We start from the raw sequence: 17,284 nt of genomic DNA, 5'->3' as shown, positions 1-17,284 counted from the left end.
TAAGGGGTTTGGCAACACTCGGGAGGTTCTTGCTTCTGGCATATGCCATCGGCTGGGTTGGGCGGGGGTCCGCCGAACACCCTTGCTCCTGGCCATGAGTTGACGCAAGTCCACCGGCGTGAGCGGCTCGGCGCACGCCCGCGCACGCGGCCCCGTGCGGCCCGTACCGGCCAGGATCAGGGCGTACACGGGGTGGTGCGGACGCGCGGTGTGCCTCCCGTCCGTGGCGCCGTTCCTGCCAGGCGAAAGCGCGTGCGACGCGACGGCCGCGCGTGCGTCGCTCGGCCGTTCGGTCCGGGGTGCAGGGGAGGCGGAGCGTGTGACCCCGTCGGGGGAATGGGGGCGCACCTGTGCGTGTTGAGCCGGACAGAAATGAAAACGACACCCGTTCCCATCCAGGGGGCGAGGTCGGTACTCTCGTCTGGAGGCCCCCGATGGCGCGCAGTGAGACCAGGCCCGTCGTCCTGCTCCGGTCCACGGCCGGAACCGGCCACACCTATGTGACCCGCAAGAGCCGGCGCAGCGACCCCGACCGGCTGGAGCTGCGGAAGTTCGACCCGGCCGCGGGGCGTCACGTGGTGTTCCGCGAGGCCCGCTGACGGCCGGCCGCCAGCGGCCCCGTACACACGCCGGCACCCCCGGCCTGCGCCGTCGTGGTGCGGGTCACAGCGCGGGGGTGCGGTCGCCGGGAACGGCGAGCGGTGGTTTATCGTTCATCTATACGTGGGGGAGCGGCCGGAGAACGGCCCGCCTTCGCCTCCGCACACAAGCCGCCCCGGCTGGATTCCCCCGATCCGGCCGGGGCTCCTTTTCTGTCCGGGCGACCGCACGGCCCCGTGGCGCGGCGCTCGACGGGCCCGCTCTCACATGGTCCGCGTGAGATCCGCCGCGTAGAGCTCGATGGCGGGCCGGTACTGCCGCACGTCCGGACTGTCGCTCGTCGTCGCGACCAGCCGGAGCAGGAGCTGCATGGCCTCGTGGTGCTCCCCGGTGTTGAACAGCGCCATGGCCAGGAAGGTCCGCAGCGCGCCGTCGTCCGGGAACTCCGACACCCCGCGCCGGAGCGTCTCGACCGCCTGTCCGAACCTGCCCAGGACGCGGTAGGTGCTGCCGAGCCCCAGGAGCGCGCCCCGCCGGTCCTCCTCGCCGAGCCCGTCCTTCTGGAGACTCCGCTCGTAGTACGGGACCGCCTCCGCCTCCAGGCCGAGCACATCGTGGACCCGGGCGGTCTGGTAGGCGACGTCCGCGGCCTCCGGGAACGCCGCCGTGAGGGGGAGGAGACGCTCCCTGGCCTGCTCGGTGTGCCCCTGCTCGTGCAGCCCGACGGCCTCCGCCAGCAGCTCGTCCTTCTTCGATGCGCTCATGGGCCCATCGTCCCACCGGTTCCTGGGTGTGGCCGACGAGGTTGGGGGCATCCGTCCGCCATGACAGCAGAGGCGGATGGTAGTGCACGACGTAGAAGTATGGGACGAATGGTGCTGCGTGCGGCCGTTCTGGCCGCGGCATTCGTGTCCCTGGTGGCGTTCTCCGTCGTTCTGGCGAAGGTGACGCTCACGCCGTCGCCGGCGTCCGAGGACCTGGTGACGTCCAATCTCAGGCCGGGGCGTTCCCTCCGGCAGTACGCGGAGGACTACACCTTCCTCGCCGCCTGCAAGCAGGCGGGCGGAAACCTCCTGCTGGGCGCACCGTTCGGTGTCCTGCTGCCGATCCTGGTACCGCGCCGTCTGCGGATGCTGCGGATGACGGTGCTGACCGTGCTGGTCATCGCGGTCATCGAGCTCGTGCAGGGCTCGCTCGTCGCGGGACGGGCCTTCGACATCGACGACGTCATCCTCAACACCAGCGGCGCGCTCATCGGATACCTGCTGCTGGGGCGGCGGGTCAGCCACCACTACCACGCGCTCGCCGCACCGCCCGCCGCTCAGGCGGACAAGACGGGGGCCGGGAAGAAGGCTGCGCAGGACAAGGGCACGGCGAAGCCGGACGCGGCGGCCGCGTCCGGAAGCAAGGCGAAGCCGAAGACGGCCCCGGCCGCGGGGACGAAGAAGTCCCTCGGCGCGGCCGGCGCGGGAACCAAGACGAAGGCCGCGCCCAGGAGCGGAACCGGGACCCGTAGCGGTAGCAAGGGGAAGACTCCGGCCGGCTCCGCCGCACGCGCGGGCGCGTCCGCGCCGGTGGCCCGCGGACGCGCTCTGGTCGACAGGTTGCGCAGTCGTGGGCAGGGCCCGGGCGAGGGGGCGCCCGGACCCCGCCGACGGGGAGCCTAGAGCGCCGGGTAGGCGTTCTTCATGAGCTCCTGGAACTGGGCGGAGAACCACTTTCCCGACACCGGGGCGTCGCCCAGCGCCCCGGACATGTTGTTGTTGTTGCGGGCGTTACCCGTGTAGGTCGGGTCGCACATCCGGTCGAATCCCTTGCCCTCGTCGTTCGGGATCTCCTTGCTGGACCCGTCCGACTCCCCCGGGGGCTTCATCCAGACGTACGCGTCGATGCCGGCCTCCGGGGCCGCCTTCGGCCGCTCGCCGAGCCCGGCTCCGGACTGGTTGCACCAGTTGCCCAGGTGGATCCGCCGGTCGTAGCGGCCGCCGTCCACATAGGTGTCCACGCTGGTGGTGGCACCCGGGCCGGCCGGCCGCTTCGTGCCGCCCCAGCCGTTGCGCGAGGTGTCGATCAGCATGCCGATGTCGGAGTTGAAGCCGACGGAGACCAGCTGGTTGCGGAAGGCCTGGGCGAAGGACAGCTCGTCCGTGTAGCGGTTCCAGTCGACCCACTTCGACTGGCGTACGGACGTCCCGTTCACCGCGTCGTCGATGCGGAAGTTGTCCTCCTTCAGGGCGCTGTAGTTGGCCGTGTTGGTGATGAAGCCGTGGACGTCGGCGACGGTCGCGCCCTCGGTGGTCGCGGCCTGGTGGAAGACGTCGGCCGTGGCCCCGAAGTTGTCGTCCCAGCCGAGCCAGCCGTGGTGTCCCGCGTCGATGTAGTTGTAGACGTTCGCCGCGTCGCCGAGCTTGTTGAGCGCGTAGCCGACGCCTTTCACGTAGTTGCCGTTGGCCTTCATGACGTCACAGGCCGGGGTCGCGGTGGGCCGGCCGCTCGTGTTGGTCACGAGGTTCGGCAGGGAGTCGATCTCGACGGTGGTGACGATGCGCAGCCCGGCGTACTTCGCGTCACCCAGGATCGCCGCGATCGGGTCGATGTACTCCGTCCTGTAGCGGCCGATCTCGGTGGGTCCGAGCTCGCCGTTGGAGGCGAGTGCGGAGCAGTCGCGTCCGGGCAGGTTGTAGATGACGAGCTGGACGACGAGTTCTCCGGAGCCCTTCTGGGCCAGGGCCGCGTCCAGGTGGTCGCGCAGACCCATCGAGCCGTTCGCGCCCTCGATGGCGGCGATGCGGTCCAGCCAGACGCCTGTCGGCTGGTCGGCCACCCTGCTGCCGCCCGGTTCGGCGGCGGCCTTCTGCGACCACTCCGGGTTCACATAGACCTTGGCACCCGCGTACGGGTTGTTGACGCGGGCGCCCGCGGGCGGGTCGGTGGGCGGATCCGTGGGGTCGGTCGGGCCCGTGCTGTCGCCGTTGCAGGTCACGCCGTTCAGCTTGAAGGTCGCGGGGACGGCGCTGTTGCCGTTGCCGGACGCGTTGAAGCCGAAGGAGGCGGAACCGCCCGTCGCGAGGGTGCCGTTGTAGGAGAGGCTCTTCGCGGTGACGGCGGCTCCGCTCTGCGAGACCGTGGCGTTCCAGCCCTGGCTGATCTTCTCGCTGCCGGCGAACGACCACTCCAGCTGCCAGCCGGACACGGCGGCGCCGTTGTTCGTGACGCTCACCGCTGCGGTGAGACCGCCGTTCCACTGGTTCTGGATCGTGTAGTCGACCGTGCAGCCCGCCGCCGCGGCGGCGGAGGCTCCGAAGGGCGCCGCCGCGACGGCGGAGCCCGCGGCTGCGGCGACGAGTGCTCCCGAGGCGAGGAGCGCCATGCGGGATCGGCGCAGGGTGGTGCGGCTCGTGCGGCTCATGCGAATTCCGTTTCCTCAGCTGTAGAGGGCGCGCGGACATCGCGCGGCCCGTTCCTTACGGGTGGGGGTACCGTCGGAGGCGCTGATCAGGAGCGGGGCCGCGATGCGGTCCCCGGAGGTGTGCTCGCCGGTCCCGCCCAGGACGAGGGGGATTCCGGCCCGGCCGGCGGGAGAGGGGCACGCGCCCCTCGTCGTCACCGGTCGTGCGGTCGGGCGGACACCACGTGATGGCGGGCGGTCCCGCGTGTCCGCGGTCCACGTGGCTGATGCGGGGCCGGGCCTCGGCGGCCCGCCCGTCGGGAGGTCCGCACCGTCCGTCCGTGTCCGGTGCGTGCCGCGGCCGGTCCCGGTGCCCGCTTCCGGAGGTCCGCCGACGCGCGGCGCCGTGCGACCGCCGTGCGTACGGGAGTGGATCCGGAAGCCGGGTCCATGGCCGCGAGCGTGCTGACGGCCATGTCGGGCACCGCTCCGGGGAGCGGACTGAACACGTGCGACAGGTGCGGGGGACGACACATGAGCGACTCCTTGCAGACCGGGCGTGACCCCTACGGCACGTCGACTGGTGGAACCGCTCCCACTGGTGTGGCTCGACGTTAGAGCGTCAACTGGTGTCGGTCAACACAGCAGTTCGGCCCTCTTGCTGTCGAAAATATTCGACTCCTCACGTCTCTTGACTCTCTTTTTCCTCCTCCTCATGCTGGGAGCGCTCCCACTGGTTCAAAGCTTGTGCTCCACCCCGCACATCCCCCTGTCGCCGAGCCGCGAGGAGGCGCCGGACATGCCGTCGGGACGCGCGCGAAGGACGCGGTGGCCGGGAGAACCGCCCGGCCGCTCCTCGGCACGGCCGCTTCCGCGCCGGCGCACCGAGGGTGCCAGGGCCGCAACCTGGAGAGGGGTGATGGCCCAACGCCCCCTGCCCGTACAGGTTCTGACGTATTCGGCGCCTCCCGGCGGAGTGAAATCGCCGGACCGGGTCAGACGGTAGGAATGACGTCCACCGACCTGAGGACAGACAGCACCGGGGAGCCCGGTCACAGTGCACCGCAGCGCCGTTCCCGGATGCGCGGGTGCCTTCCGTTCGCCGGCGTGTGTGCCGCGGCACTCGTCCTGCTGCTCCTGGGCTCACGGCTCAGCATGCTGCCGGGGCTCGGCGACCTCTTCGAGGAGAAGACCACGGACCGCTCCGGCCCCGCGGTGCTCAAGTCCATCCAGGACATGAGCGCGTACGAGGCCGCGTCCGGCAACTTCCAGGTCGTCGTCGACCTGGAGAAGGACGCGAAGTACCTGCCCGACGCCATCCGCGGCACCCGGACGCTGTACGTCGGCGCGGGCACCGTCGGGGCGTCCGTCGACCTCGGTGAGGTCGGGGCCGACGGGGTCAAGGTGAACGAGGAGCGGACCGAGGCCGAGCTCGTGCTGCCCCACGCGATCCTGGGCAAGGCTGCCCTGGACCCGGACCGGTCCTACGCCGTCTCCAAGCAGCGGGGCATTCTCGACCGGCTCGGCGACTTCTTCTCCGACAACCCCTCCAGCGAGCAGGCGGTCAACAAGCTCGCGGTCAAGCACATCGGTGAGGCCGCGGAGGAGAGCGGGCTCACGAAGCGCGCCGAGAAGAACACCACCTCGATGCTCCAGGGGCTGCTCGGCTCCCTCGGATTCGAGAAGGTCACGGTCCGCTACGCCGATCCGTCCGCCTGACCCACCGCCCGCTCATCTGGGTGGGCGCATGCCGGAAAGACCGGCAGGGTACGGGCGCGGCGTGCCGCGCCCGTACCCCGAGCGCGCACCGGAGTGCAGCGCCTCCCTCGGCCCCTCCTGACGCCCCCGCCGGAAGGCGAATTCCAGGGGGCGTCGCAATGTTTGCCGTACCGGCAAGTCCTCTTGGCCGCCCGCACCGCGGGGCCGAATGATGACCGGCAGAAAGGCCACCGAGAACGCCAGGAGACCGACATGTCCCAGCCCGCCTCCGCCGCCGAGCCCTCCACGACCCTCCCCGGAGCGTCCCACCGGCTGGTGGACGTCCCCGGGGGCCGGATCCACCTCGTCGAGCAGGGGACCGGACCCCTCGTGCTCCTGATCCACGGCTTCCCCGAGACCTCCTCCTCCTGGCGCCGTCAGCTGCCGGCCCTCGCCGCGGCCGGCTACCGCGCGGTCGCCGTGGACGTGCGCGGCTACGGGCGCTCCTTCGCCCCCGCTCCCGTGGACGCCTACCGGATGACCGCCCTGGTCTCCGACAACGTCGGTGTGGTGCACGCCCTGGGCGAGGAGACCGCGATCCTCGTCGGCCATGACTGGGGCTCGTCCATCGCGGCGAACAGCGCGCTGCTGCGGCCCGACGTGTTCACGGCGGTGGCCCTGCTCAGCGTCCCCTACGCCCCCTGGAACCCGGTCCGCCCGACCGACGGGTTCGCCCGGATGGGCGGGAGCGAGGAGTTCTACGTCAGCTACTTCCAGCGTCCCGGCCGGGCCGAGGCCGAGATCGAGCCGGACGTACGCGGGTGGCTGGCCGGCTTCTACACCTCGCTGTCCGGCGACACGATGCCTCCGCCGGGCACGGACAGTCCCTTCTTCGTCCCGAAGGGCGCGGCGATGCGCGACCGCTTCACCCGCGGCCCCCTCCCGTCCTGGCTCTCGGAGGAGGAACTGGACCTCTACAGCGCGGAGTTCGAGAGGAGCGGCCCCACCGGAGCGCTCAACCGCTACCGCAACCTCGACCGCGACTGGGAGGACCTCGCGGCCTGGGACGGAGCCCGTCCCGGCTGCCCCGCCCTGTTCGTCGGCGGCGCCCTGGACTCCTCCACGACCTGGATGGCCGACGCCATCGCCGCGTTCCCCACCACGCTCCCGGGCCTCGTCTCCTCGCACATCCTGGAGGGGTGCGGCCACTGGATCCAGCAGGAGCGCCCCGCGGAGGTCAACGCCCTGCTGACGAAGTGGCTGCACACCGTGCGCCGGTGACGCCCGCGTGTCGCGGTCGGGGCGCGCTCCGCGGACCGGGGAGGGTGGACGTATGAACAGTGCAGGCATTTTCGCCGATGCGTTCGAACGCATCCATGAAGCGGTGCACGCGGCCGTCGACGGCCTCCCGCCGGAGGACCTCAACACCAGGCTCGACGACGGAGCGAACTCCGTCGCCTGGCTGGTGTGGCACCTCGCGCGCGTCCAGGACGACCACATCGCCGACGCGGCCGGCACCGAGCAGGTCTGGTTCACCCAGGACTGGGAGTCCCGCTTCGCGCTCCCCCTGGAGCGGGGCTCGACCGGCTACGGCCACACCGGTGCCCAGGCGGGGTCCGTGACGGTGGAGTCGGCCGACCTGCTCCTCGGCTACGCCGACGCCGTGCACGAGCGGACCCTGGACTTCGTGCGCGGACTCGACGACAGCTCCCTGGACCGCGTCGTCGACGACGCCTGGTCGCCGCCGGTGACCCTCGGCGTGCGGCTGGTCAGTGTCATCGCCGACGACCTGCAGCACGCCGGCCAGGCCGCGTTCGTCCGCGGCGCGCTGGAGCGCCGCTGAGGGGCGCCCCCGCCGGACCGCTGCTCCGGCGATTCCGGGACGGCGCTCAGGACACCGGGGGAGGGGCGGCGCCGGTGCGCGCGTAGTGGCCCGGACTCGTGCCGACCACACGCTTGAAGTGCCGGGAGAAGTGCGACTGGTCGTAGAAGCCGGTCGACGTCGCCACCTCCGGCGCGCGCATGCCGCCGAGCAGCAGGCGCCGGGCCAGGTCGACGCGGCGGCCCGTCAGGTACTGGTGCGGTGCCAGGCCGAACTCGCGGCTGAAGGCCCGCACCAGGTGGGTGTGATGGCAGTGCAGCCGCTCCGCCGCCTCGCGGAGCGCCAGTCCCGCCACGACATGTTCGTCCAGCAGGTCACGGAGCGCGTACGCGACCCGGCGGTCGGACGTGCGGGGGGCCGCGGGCTCGTCGCGCAGATGCCGGGCGAGGCGCTCGGCGACGAGAGCGAGACGGCTCTGCGCCTCCAGCTCGTCCCCGGGGTGCATGAGGGTCCGGTGGAGCTGGTCGACGCGGTGACGCAGCCGGGGGTCCCGCAGCACGGGCCTGCCGACCGCCCGTCCGACGAGGTCCGTGCCGAGCTGCGTGGTGTCCAGATAGAGGACGCGCTTGCGGAAACCGCCCGGGGAGGCCGGGCCGCCGTTGTGCGGGACGTGCGGGGGGAGCAGCGTCACCACCGAACGGGGCGCCCCGTGCTCATGGCGGTCCAGGTCGTAGCGGACCGCTCCCTCGTCGACGATGAGGAGTGTCCACGCGTCGTGCGTGTGCATGGGATACGCGTGGTCGGCGAAGTGCGCGTGGAAGACCTCCGCGATCCCCTCGACGCCCGGACGCCACGCGGTGATGTCCGGACGTGCACCCATGGGGAAAGCGTACAAGAGGGCCACGGGCGCACCGGCACGTGCAAACTTCGTACAAGACGGCCGCGGGCGGGCCCGGCAGGATCCTTCCCATGACCGACCACGACGCACCCGTACGCTTCGACACCAAGATCGCCCTGCTGCTCCGCGACGACCTGGAGACCTGGCAGCGCCTCAACGTCACCGCCTTCCTGGTGAGCGGCCTCGGGACGCAGGTGCCCGAGGTGATCGGCGAGCCGTACGCCGACGCCGACGACACTCCGTACCTGCCCATGTTCCGGCAGCCCGTCCTGGTGTTCGCCGGGCCCAAGGAGCTGCTGACCACCGCGCACGGCCGAGCGGTCAGCCGGGGCGCGGTGCGGGCCGTCTTCACCTCCGGCCTCTTCGCGACCGGACACGACGAGGCCAACCGGGCGGCGGTCCGGGCCGTGCCCGGGAACGACCTGGACCTCGTGGGCCTGGCCGTGTACGGGCCGCGGAACGCCGTCGACAAGATCCTCAAGGGCGCGTCGATGCACCCGTGAGCCGCGCCCCGGCGTCACCGAACGGATACTCGCGCGCACACCCGTGCGAGTGAGGGGCTCCGGTGCCATACTCGGAGACAAGTCCGCTTGACAGGCTTGTCACCGTCCCGAAAGGCGACGCGTCATGAACTGGGCATCGTGGACCACCCTCGGTGTCTTCGCGGGAACCGGCGGAGTGCGCACCGAAGAGGTGGGAGTCGTGGGCGGTGATCTGACCGTCCACACGACGTGGACCGAGAAGCAGGCCGAGGTCGCCGTGCAGTACAGCGGGGCGTCGGACTGGTTCACCCTGGCCGGCAGTCCGGTGCCGTGCCTGTCGGAGGAGGAGAGCAGAACCCTTCACCAGAGGGTGGTGGAGGCGGTGCGCGCCGGCGGCGGAGCCACGGTTCCTGCTCCGCACTCGCTGGCGTGACCCCCGGCGTTCCGGCTCCCGCTCAGCCCGCCGCGAAGCGCCGGACGTAGCGGCGCTGCCAGGGCGTCTCGACGGCCCCGGGGTGGTAGTACCGGCGCACATAGCCGACCGCCTCCGGCGCCGGGACGCCGTCCAGGACGGCCAGGCAGGCCAGCGCCGTGCCCGTCCGGCCGCGGCCTCCCGCGCACGCCACCTCGACGCGCTCGCCCGCGGCCCGGGTCCACACCTCACCCAGCACGGCCCGCGCGGCGTCCCGGTCCGCCGGCAGCCGGAAGTCCGGCCAGCGCAGCCACAGCGACTCCCAGGCGACCGGGGCCGGCGGTCCACCCAGCAGATGGACCGTCAGCGTGGGCTCGGGGCCGCCGGGGCGCGGGCGCCGCAGCCCGCGCCCCCGGACCAGCCGCCCCGACGGCAGCGCGAGGACGCCCGCGCCCGCCGGATCCCAGCCCGCCGTCACCGGCCGGTCCCGCACGGCACGGGGTTCAGGCCGCCACGGCGACGGGGGAGCCGTCGCCGGCGGGGGTGTCGGAGTCCGACGTGCGGCGCATGCCCTTCAGCACGACGACCAGGGCGGTGGACACCGCCGTACCTGCGGCGATCGCCAGCAGGTACAGGAACGGCTGGCCGATGAGCGGCACGACGAACACCCCGCCGTGCGGAGCGCGGAGCGTACAGCCGAACGCCATCGACAGCGCGCCGGTGACCGCCCCTCCGGCCATCACGGAGGGGATCACCCGCAGGGGGTCCGCCGCGGCGAAGGGAATCGCGCCCTCGGTGATGAACGAGGCCCCCAGCACCCACGCCGCCCGTCCGTTCTCCCGCTCGGTGCGGGTGAACAGGCTGCGTCGCAGCGTCGTGGCCAGCGCCATCGCCAGCGGCGGGACCATGCCTGCGGCCATCACCGCGGCCATGACCTTGAGGCTGCCGGGCGTCGGGTCGGCCAGACCGCCGACGGCGAAGGCGTACGCCACCTTGTTCAGCGGGCCGCCCATGTCGAAGCACATCATCAGCCCGAGGACGACGCCGAGGATCACCGCGTTGGAGCCCGACAGGCCGTTCAGCCAGTCGGTCAGGGCGTTCTGCAGGGAGGCGATCGGCTTGCCGACCACGATGAACATCAGGAAGCCGACGGCGATCGACGCGAGCAGGGGGATCACCAGGACCGGCATGATGCCGCGCAGCGTGGGGTGCACCTTCACCCGCTGGATGGCCCGGACCACCCCACCGGCCAGCAGCCCCGCGACCAGGCCGCCGAGGAAGCCCGCGTCCACGGTCAGCGCGACGGCGCCGCCGACGAACCCGGGGACGAGCGCCGGCCGGTCCGCCATCCCGTAGGCGATGTACCCGGCCAGCACCGGGACCAGGAAGCCGAAAGCGGCCGTACCGATCTGGTTGAGCAGCGCGGCCCAGCTGGCCGTCTCCCCCCACACGAAGTGGTCGGCCACCGATTTCGCACCGGCGATCTCGTAGCCCCCGATCGCGAAGGACAGGGCGATGAGCAGCCCGCCGGCCGCGACGAACGGGACCATGTAGCTCACGCCGGACATCAGATAGGTGCGCAGCCGCACGCCGAAGTGTCCGGAGGCGCTCGCCGCGCCGCCCGTCCCTTCGGCCGGGCCGCCGCCGTCCTCGGCGATCCGCGCGATCTCACCCCGCCGGGCCTTGTCACGGGCCTCGGCGATGAGCTCGGCCGGCCGGTTGATCCCCGCCTTCACCCCGGTGTCCACGACCGGCTTGCCGCCGAAGCGCGCCTTCTCCCGCACATCGACGTCGTGCGCCCAGATGACGGCGTCCGCAGCGGCGATCACCGCCGGGTCCAGCCGCTCGAACCCGGCCGACCCCTGTGTCTCGACATCCAGTACGACACCCTCGGCGCGGGCGGCCGCCTCCAGCGACTCCGCCGCCATGTAGGTGTGCGCGATCCCGGTCGGACAGGAGGTGACGGCGACGATGCGGAAGGGGCCGGCCTCCCGCGTGCCGGTCTCCGCGGAGACCGCCTCCGGCTCCGGGGCCGTCCCGGCCGGTTCCTCGCCGCGGATCAGCGCCGCCGCCGCGGCCGGGTCGGCCTCCGCGCGCAGCGCACCGGTGAATCCGGGGTCCATGAGCCGCCGTGCCAGGCTCGACAGGATGGTCAGGTGGTCGTCGTCCGCCCCCGCGGGCGCGGCTATCAGGAAGATCAGGTCCGCCGGACCGTCCGGGGCACCGAAGTCGATGCCGCCGGAGCTGCGCCCGAACGCCAGTGTCGGCACGGTGACGTGCTCGCTCCGGCAGTGCGGGATGCCGATCCCTCCGTCCAGGCCGGTCGGCATCTGGGCCTCGCGAGCCGCCACGTCGGCGAGGAAGCCGTCGAGGTCGGTGACGCGGCCGGCCGCGACCAACCGACCGGCCAGGGACCGGGCGGCCTCGCTCTTCGACTCGGCGGACAGGTCGAGATCGACCAGTTCCGCGGTGATCAGCTCATTCATCGCGGGGCTCCTTGCTCGTGAACCGCGCGGGGACGGCGCGGGGGGACGGGGACGTCGTGCGGCGGGACCGGGACGGCGCGGTCATGGGGACTGCGCCGGGAGAGCCAGGTCCACGGGGATGTCCGCGGTGGTGACCACCGCGGACGGATCGAGGTCGCCGGGCGTCGGCATGACGCTCCCGGGCAGCTGGACGGCGGCGGCACCGTGCGCCACGGCGGCGGCCAGCGCCGCGCGGCCGGACCCGCCCGCGGACAGGAACCCCGCCAGTGAGGCGTCACCGGCGCCCACGTCGCTCCGGACGGTGTCCACCCGCGCACGGGCGAAGTGCGCCGCTGCCGGCTCCACCAGGAGCTGCCCGACGGCGCCGAGGCTGGCCAGCACCGAGCCCGCTCCGCGCTCGCACAGTTCCCGGGCCGCCCGCAGGGCGTCGCCGACCGTCGCGAGCGGACGGCCGACCGCCTCGGCGAGCTCCTGCGTGTTCGGTTTGATCACGTCCGGCCGCTCACGCAGCGCGGCGACCAGCGCGGCGCCCGAGGTGTCGAGCGCGATCCGCACCCCGGCGCGGTGGCTGCGGGCCACCAACTCGGCGTACCACTGCGGTGGAAGGCCGCGCGGCAGGCTCCCGCAGCAGGCGATCCAGTCCGCGCCGGCCGAACGGGTCCGCACCGTGTCCAGGAGATGCCCGGCCTCGGCGGGGGTGATCTCCGGTCCGGCCGCGTTGACTTTGGTGAGCGCGCCGTCCGCTTCGACCAGGGTGATGTTGACCCGGGTGCTGCCGGAGATCGTCACCCCGGCGGCCTCGATGCCGTGCTCACCGAGCAGCCGGGCCAGCAGCGCGCCCTCGGGGCCGCCCAGCGGCGCGACGGCGACGGTGCGGTGGCCGGCCGCGGCGACCGCCCGAGAGACGTTGACGCCCTTGCCGCCGGGGTCGACCCGGTCCGCGGTGGCCCGCAGCACGGCACCGCGGGTGAGCCCCGGGAGTTCGTACGTGCGGTCCAGGCTCGGGTTGGGAGTGACGGTCAGGATCATGCGCGTACCACTTCCGTGCCCCGGCTCTCGACGGCCCGGGCGTCCTCGGGGCTCAGCCCCGTATCGGTGATCAGCAGGTCGACGTGCGAGAGGTCGCCGAAGCGCGCGAAGTGGTCCTGACCGGACTTGCCCGAGTCGGCGAGGAGCACCACCCGGCGGGCTGCCGCGATCATGGCCCGCTTCACGGCGGCCTCGGCCAGGTCCGGGGTCGTCAGGCCGCCCTCGGGGGAGAAGCCGTTCGCGGCGAGGAAGACGACATCGGCGTGGATCTCGGCGTACGCGCGCAGGGCCCAGGCGTCCACGGCCGCGCGGGTGCGGTGCCGCACCCGGCCCCCCACCAGGTGCAGTGCGACCCCGGGGTGGTCGGACAGCCGGGCCGCCACCGGCAGGGCGTGTGTGACCACGGTGAGCCGCGAGTCGAGGGGGACGGACGCGGCCAGTCTGGCGGTCGTCGTCCCGGCGTCGATGATGATGTTGCCCTCGGCGGGGACCTCGGCGAGCGCCGCGGCGGCGATGCGGTCCTTCTCGTCGGCGGCCACGGTGTCGCGCTCGGCGAGATCGGGTTCGAACCCGAGCCGCCCGGCCGGGATCGCGCCGCCGTGCACCCGGCGCAGGAGCCCCGCCCGGTCCAGGGCCTTGAGATCGCGCCGCACGGTCTCGGCGGTCACCTGGAAGCGCTCGGCGAGGGACGGTACGTCGACGCGCCCGCTCTCGCCGGCGATGCGCAGGATCTCCTGCTGCCGCTCCGGTGCGTACATAGAGGTGACATATCCGTTTCATGCCCGGGTCTGTGGTTTTACGGGCACACTACGGTCGCGCGTCGGTAAAGTAAACACATTCGGGCGAAGAATGGGCATGAACAGACTTCGGGGGTGGCTGGGTGCCGACCCGGTGGTCCCTCAGCCGCTGTCGTGCGGCGCGGTGGACCGGCCCAGCGGACGGGCCAGCAGCGGGGCCCCCAGCACCTGGTGGCCGCCGCTCGCCTGCATCCGCACCTCGCCGCGCTCGCTGATCTCGGCGCGCACGATGCCCGTCTCGTCGGCGTAGACCGGGTACCCGCCGGCGCCGGAGCGCGCCGTGAGATGGACGACGACCACGTCGTCCTCGGCGCCGCCCGCCTGGAAGATGAGCTCGTAGCTCTCCGGATAATCCATGATCGACCTCCCGACCGGGCCCGGCGTCGGCCGCTCGCCCGTCCCCTCCATTGTTTCCCACCGGTGGACGCCGCGCTCCGGGAGGACGAGCAGGTGACCACGGGTGTCCGGGGATGCGGAACGGGTGAGCCGGGGCGACGATCGTGGGCACGGGACCGGCGCGTGCTGACGATTTCGCACGGCCGGGCCGTGACGCCGGGCGGCCTCGCCGGCGCGCACGTACTTCGTCGGCGCGGGACCCACGGGCTCCCGGCCGCCCTGTGGAGAGGAACTGCCGTGCTGATGGCCAATCCCGCGACGCTCCGGAGCCTCGTCGCACGCTACGAGACTCTGCGGAGCGCCCACGCGCGGCTCGGGACCCCCGAGAGCGGGCGCCGGCTCGACGACGTCTCGTACACCCTCTGTGTCACCACCGGCACCCGGGCCGTGCCCGAGGCCTTGGCCGCCGCGGCGGCCCGGCTGCACGCCGTCCGGGCCGCAGGCTCACCCGGGTCCGCCCAGGTGAGCCTGACGGCGTGACCGCGCACCGCGCACCAGGCACCGCGCATCGCTCGCCGGGAACGGGCACCGGTAACGGGCGCCGGTCCGGCGGAACGGGGGGCGTCGGCCCGTCCGGAGCGCCCGGCCCGCAGGCGCGACACGCCGAATGGGCGGACGGTGCCATCGATCGGGTGACACCCGCAGGCCGGACAACATGAGTGTTCGCACGGGCGGCTAGGCATCCGGCATGAGATCCGATCCCCGTCGAAACAAGACCGTTTCCCCGCGCGCCCGCCGGCTCCGTGTGGCCGGCGGCGCCCTGTGCGCCGTCGCCCTTTCCGCCGCCCTCGTGACCGGCTGCGGCCAGAACAGCGGTGACAAGACCGCCGCGGAGACCTCCGAGGCCGCGAAGGTCCTCCCGAACCAGACGGCGAGCCCCTCCGGGAGCATGTCGGCCGCCCCCTCGGAGTCGGCCCGGCTGACCGAGGACCAGACCGAGCGCAAGGATCTGCTGTCGACCGTCAAGATCACCTTCGACAAGGCCGCCACGACGGCGGTCGGTGAGGTGTCCGGCGGCAAGCTGGCCGACCTGGAACTCGAAGGCCTCGACGACGCCGACGAGGCGTCCGGCAGCCCGAGCCCCTCCGGCAGCACCATGGAGAGCCCGTCCGCCGGTTCCGGCAGCGCGAGCCCGAGCGGGACCGGCAGCGCGAGCCCGAGCGGCAGCGGCAGTCCCAGCCCGAGCGGCAGCTCCACCCACCCGAAGTGGATGGCCGAGGTCGCCGAGGCCGACGGCACCGCCCACCGGGTGACCATCGACGCCGTGTCCGGCCAGGTCCTCGGCTCCGCACCGGAAGCGGACCAGAGCGACGCCGACAAGAAGGCGCTGGCCGACCGGCTCGCACAGGCGACCCAGACGCCCCAGCAGGCGTCCAAGACCGCCACCGGCAAGCAGGCCGGCTGGGTCACCTCGATGGCCCTGGAGGAGAACGACAGCAACGTTCTCGTCTGGAAGACCGACGTGGTCTCCAAGGACTGGAACAAGACCACCTTCGAGGTGGACGCCGCCAAGGGCACCATCGTCGGCGAACAGGCCGACAACGACTGACCACGGCGCTGGCCGACTCCCCGGTGGCGCACCGCGATGCGGTGCGCCACCGCTGCGTTCCCGGCGGGGACGACGAAGCGGCACGCGCCCGGAGCGCCGACCGCACGGCCGCCCGTCCCGATGGGGCCTCCGCTCACCGTGACCGTGTACTCACCGCGTCCTCACCCCGTCCGTGCCGACGGGGCCGGCGGTCAGGGGGCGATGCCGATGTCCTCGACGCGGCTCCACCTGCGCTCCTGGCTCCGGGTCATCGCGGGCCAGTGCGTGCCCCCCGCGCGGGGGTTCACCCGTGCGGCGTAGGCGTCGGGGCGGTACTCCGGCCGGAAGAAGCAGCCGGTCCCGTACACGGCGTCGAAGGCGGGGCAGGAGGACGCGAGGGACGCGGGGGTCGGCTTGCGCCCCGTCCGGACCCACCCGGACAGCGCCGAGACCGCACCGGCGTACTCCGCCGTGCTGAGCCCGCTGTGCTCGCTCTCCTGCGTGAACGTCTGCACGAGGTGACGGTCGCGCCCGGCGCCCCGGAGGCTGTCGCGGTACGCCGACTCGTGCTCGACGAAGGCGGTGGGGTCGTCGATGGCGTGCAGGGTGAGGACGGGGATCGACACCGCGCCGGTCAGATCGCTGTCGTAGGACAGGTCGCGCCGTGCGGCGGGGTCGGCGTCGAAGCGCTCGACCCCGGCGTTGAGCGCCGCGTCGTCGTGCGAGCCGCTGTAGCGCACCTCCCGGTTGCCGAAGGGGCTGCGCAGCCCGACCCGGTCCACGATGTCGCGGAAGGTGAAGGTGGCGAAGCTCAGATGCGACTCGAGCGTCCTCTCGGGGATCTTCGTGACCGCGAGGATGTCGTCCAGGTTCCGCTGCTGGAGAGCCGTCCGGTCGGCGGCCGGCGAGGCGTACCCGGTGCACTCCTGGAGCCGGGCGCGCAGCCCCGCACCGGTCATGGTCGAGCCCTCGCGGAGCCCCATCCACAGCGGGTACGACGGCTCGGTCGGGCGCGGGTGGTTGCGGCAGTAGTACTGGTAGACGACGCGGAGGTCCACGCGGTAGTCGTAGCCGCGGGAACCGCCCGCCAGGACGCCGTTGGTCAGCAGGGCGCCGTCGTAGGGCGAGTGGGCACCCGAGCCGTACATCTCGATCGTCTTCGCGGCCACGTTCCCGCCCCAGGACTGTCCGTGGATCAGGGTGGTCCCGGGACGCCCGAACCTCTCCGTGAACAGCCGGCGCAGATTCTCCGTGTCCGAGGCCGCCATCCTCGTCCCGTATCCGCCGCGACGGTACGCCGACCCTGCCCAGGCGTACCCCTGGTCGACCATGACCGACCAGCGCTCCAGGTCGTCGGCGCTGCGCTCCGGGTCCGACTCCTCGCCCAGACCGGGTCCGCCGTGGGCGTGCAGGACCAGCGTTCCGTTCCAGTCGCGCGGGACGGCGACGGTGTAGTGGGCGCCGTGGGAATCCTGGCCCGAATAGCACGTCGCCTTCCCTCGCAGGTCCGCCGGGCAGGGAGCCTCGACGGGGGTCGCGGCCGCCGCCGACGCCTGGGCCGGACCGAGGAGGCAGGCCGCGAGGATCCCGGCCACCCCGCCCGCCGCCATCGTGGACAGCCTTCCGCGTGAACGCCGCTTCGGGGAGCGGGCGGTGACGTCAGGGCCGGTCGGTTTCTCGGTGCGCTGCATGCCGGCCGATGCTAGCCGCGCCACGACGGTGCGCCAGAGGCCCGGACGTTGCGTTCA

Annotated in this window: 18 protein-coding genes; 9 read left to right on the top strand and 9 right to left on the bottom strand. The window is 72.8% G+C overall.

All coding sequences use genetic code 11. From position 1 onward, the window contains the following. Nucleotides 1–434 precede the first annotated feature (434 nt). Nucleotides 435–599 carry a 50S ribosomal protein L33 gene (rpmG, locus tag ABZ172_RS11130; RefSeq protein ID WP_356882557.1) on the top strand — a complete coding sequence of 55 codons (165 nt, stop codon included), beginning with the start codon at nucleotides 435–437 and terminating at the stop codon, nucleotides 597–599. A 264-nt stretch (nucleotides 600–863) separates the two neighbouring features. Here rpmG and ABZ172_RS11125 read toward each other — a convergent pair whose 3' ends face one another. After that, on the bottom strand, nucleotides 864–1,364 hold the full coding sequence (locus ABZ172_RS11125; protein WP_356882555.1) for a tetratricopeptide repeat protein: 501 nt from the start codon (nucleotides 1,362–1,364) through the stop codon (nucleotides 864–866). A 99-nt stretch (nucleotides 1,365–1,463) separates the two neighbouring features. Between ABZ172_RS11125 and ABZ172_RS11120 the strand changes: the two genes are divergently transcribed. Next, entirely contained in the window at nucleotides 1,464–2,267 is an 804-nt protein-coding gene (locus ABZ172_RS11120; RefSeq protein WP_356882553.1) for a VanZ family protein, read from the top strand. On the opposite strand, the gene ABZ172_RS11115 is transcribed toward ABZ172_RS11120, so the two are convergent. Then, nucleotides 2,264–4,009 (bottom strand): glycoside hydrolase family 6 protein, encoded by a 1,746-nt coding sequence (locus tag ABZ172_RS11115; protein ID WP_356882551.1) that lies wholly within the window; start codon nucleotides 4,007–4,009, stop codon nucleotides 2,264–2,266. The genes ABZ172_RS11120 and ABZ172_RS11115 overlap by 4 nt on opposite strands. A gap of 987 nt (nucleotides 4,010–4,996) precedes the next feature. Here ABZ172_RS11115 and ABZ172_RS11110 point away from each other — a divergent pair. From ABZ172_RS11110 to ABZ172_RS11100, 3 genes are all read left to right on the top strand, one after another. Then, nucleotides 4,997–5,707 (top strand): DUF4230 domain-containing protein, encoded by a 711-nt coding sequence (locus tag ABZ172_RS11110; protein WP_356882549.1) that lies wholly within the window; start codon nucleotides 4,997–4,999, stop codon nucleotides 5,705–5,707. Between the two features lie 252 nt (nucleotides 5,708–5,959). Further along, complete coding sequence (locus tag ABZ172_RS11105; protein ID WP_356882547.1) at nucleotides 5,960–6,967, top strand: alpha/beta hydrolase; 1,008 nt, start codon at nucleotides 5,960–5,962, stop codon at nucleotides 6,965–6,967. A 52-nt stretch (nucleotides 6,968–7,019) separates the two neighbouring features. Beyond that, nucleotides 7,020–7,529, top strand: coding sequence for a DinB family protein (locus tag ABZ172_RS11100; RefSeq protein ID WP_356882545.1), 510 nt, complete (start codon nucleotides 7,020–7,022; stop codon nucleotides 7,527–7,529). 46 nt (nucleotides 7,530–7,575) lie between these two features. Here ABZ172_RS11100 and ABZ172_RS11095 read toward each other — a convergent pair whose 3' ends face one another. Next, nucleotides 7,576–8,388: an AraC family transcriptional regulator gene (locus ABZ172_RS11095; RefSeq protein ID WP_356882543.1), complete on the bottom strand. Its 813-nt coding sequence runs from the start codon at nucleotides 8,386–8,388 to the stop codon at nucleotides 7,576–7,578. An 89-nt stretch (nucleotides 8,389–8,477) separates the two neighbouring features. On the opposite strand from ABZ172_RS11095, the gene ABZ172_RS11090 reads away from it, so the two are divergent. Both ABZ172_RS11090 and ABZ172_RS11085 read left to right on the top strand, forming a co-directional pair. Further along, nucleotides 8,478–8,909, top strand: a complete 432-nt coding sequence (locus tag ABZ172_RS11090; RefSeq protein WP_356882541.1) for a DUF2000 domain-containing protein — start codon at nucleotides 8,478–8,480, stop codon at nucleotides 8,907–8,909. Nucleotides 8,910–9,033: 124 nt separating this feature from the next. Beyond that, a complete protein-coding gene (locus ABZ172_RS11085; RefSeq protein WP_356882539.1) occupies nucleotides 9,034–9,321 on the top strand; it encodes a hypothetical protein in 288 nt (95 codons plus the stop codon). 22 nt (nucleotides 9,322–9,343) lie between these two features. Here ABZ172_RS11085 and ABZ172_RS11080 read toward each other — a convergent pair whose 3' ends face one another. The 5 genes from ABZ172_RS11080 to ABZ172_RS11060 form a co-directional block, all read right to left on the bottom strand. Beyond that, nucleotides 9,344–9,778 (bottom strand): protein phosphatase, encoded by a 435-nt coding sequence (locus ABZ172_RS11080; RefSeq protein WP_356882538.1) that lies wholly within the window; start codon nucleotides 9,776–9,778, stop codon nucleotides 9,344–9,346. Between the two features lie 25 nt (nucleotides 9,779–9,803). Then, entirely contained in the window at nucleotides 9,804–11,786 is a 1,983-nt protein-coding gene (locus ABZ172_RS11075; RefSeq protein WP_356882536.1) for a fructose-specific PTS transporter subunit EIIC, read from the bottom strand. Between the two features lie 81 nt (nucleotides 11,787–11,867). After that, nucleotides 11,868–12,815 (bottom strand): 1-phosphofructokinase, encoded by a 948-nt coding sequence (gene pfkB / locus ABZ172_RS11070; RefSeq protein WP_356882534.1) that lies wholly within the window; start codon nucleotides 12,813–12,815, stop codon nucleotides 11,868–11,870. After that, nucleotides 12,812–13,573 (bottom strand): DeoR/GlpR family DNA-binding transcription regulator, encoded by a 762-nt coding sequence (locus ABZ172_RS11065; protein ID WP_356882532.1) that lies wholly within the window; start codon nucleotides 13,571–13,573, stop codon nucleotides 12,812–12,814. The genes pfkB and ABZ172_RS11065 overlap by 4 nt, the downstream gene beginning before the upstream one ends. A gap of 141 nt (nucleotides 13,574–13,714) precedes the next feature. Continuing rightward, the gene (locus ABZ172_RS11060; protein WP_356882530.1) at nucleotides 13,715–13,969 is read right to left on the bottom strand and encodes a DUF6296 family protein; all 255 of its coding nucleotides are present in this window, start codon (nucleotides 13,967–13,969) and stop codon (nucleotides 13,715–13,717) included. 276 nt (nucleotides 13,970–14,245) lie between these two features. Here ABZ172_RS11060 and ABZ172_RS11055 point away from each other — a divergent pair, with 276 nt between their 5' ends. Together ABZ172_RS11055 and ABZ172_RS11050 are read left to right on the top strand one after the other, a co-directional pair. After that, entirely contained in the window at nucleotides 14,246–14,488 is a 243-nt protein-coding gene (locus ABZ172_RS11055) for a DUF5133 domain-containing protein (protein WP_356882528.1), read from the top strand. Between the two features lie 208 nt (nucleotides 14,489–14,696). Then, complete coding sequence (locus ABZ172_RS11050; protein WP_356882526.1) at nucleotides 14,697–15,557, top strand: PepSY domain-containing protein; 861 nt, start codon at nucleotides 14,697–14,699, stop codon at nucleotides 15,555–15,557. Between the two features lie 191 nt (nucleotides 15,558–15,748). On the opposite strand, the gene ABZ172_RS11045 is transcribed toward ABZ172_RS11050, so the two are convergent. Next, nucleotides 15,749–17,146 carry a hypothetical protein gene (locus ABZ172_RS11045; protein WP_356882749.1) on the bottom strand — a complete coding sequence of 466 codons (1,398 nt, stop codon included), beginning with the start codon at nucleotides 17,144–17,146 and terminating at the stop codon, nucleotides 15,749–15,751. Between the last annotated feature and the right edge of the window lie 138 nt (nucleotides 17,147–17,284).

Origin of the sequence: Streptomyces sp. NPDC006296, assembly GCF_040613235.1 — a bacterium.
GTDB lineage: Bacteria > Actinomycetota > Actinomycetes > Streptomycetales > Streptomycetaceae > Streptomyces.
This window is presented reverse-complemented; position numbering and strand designations above follow the sequence as displayed.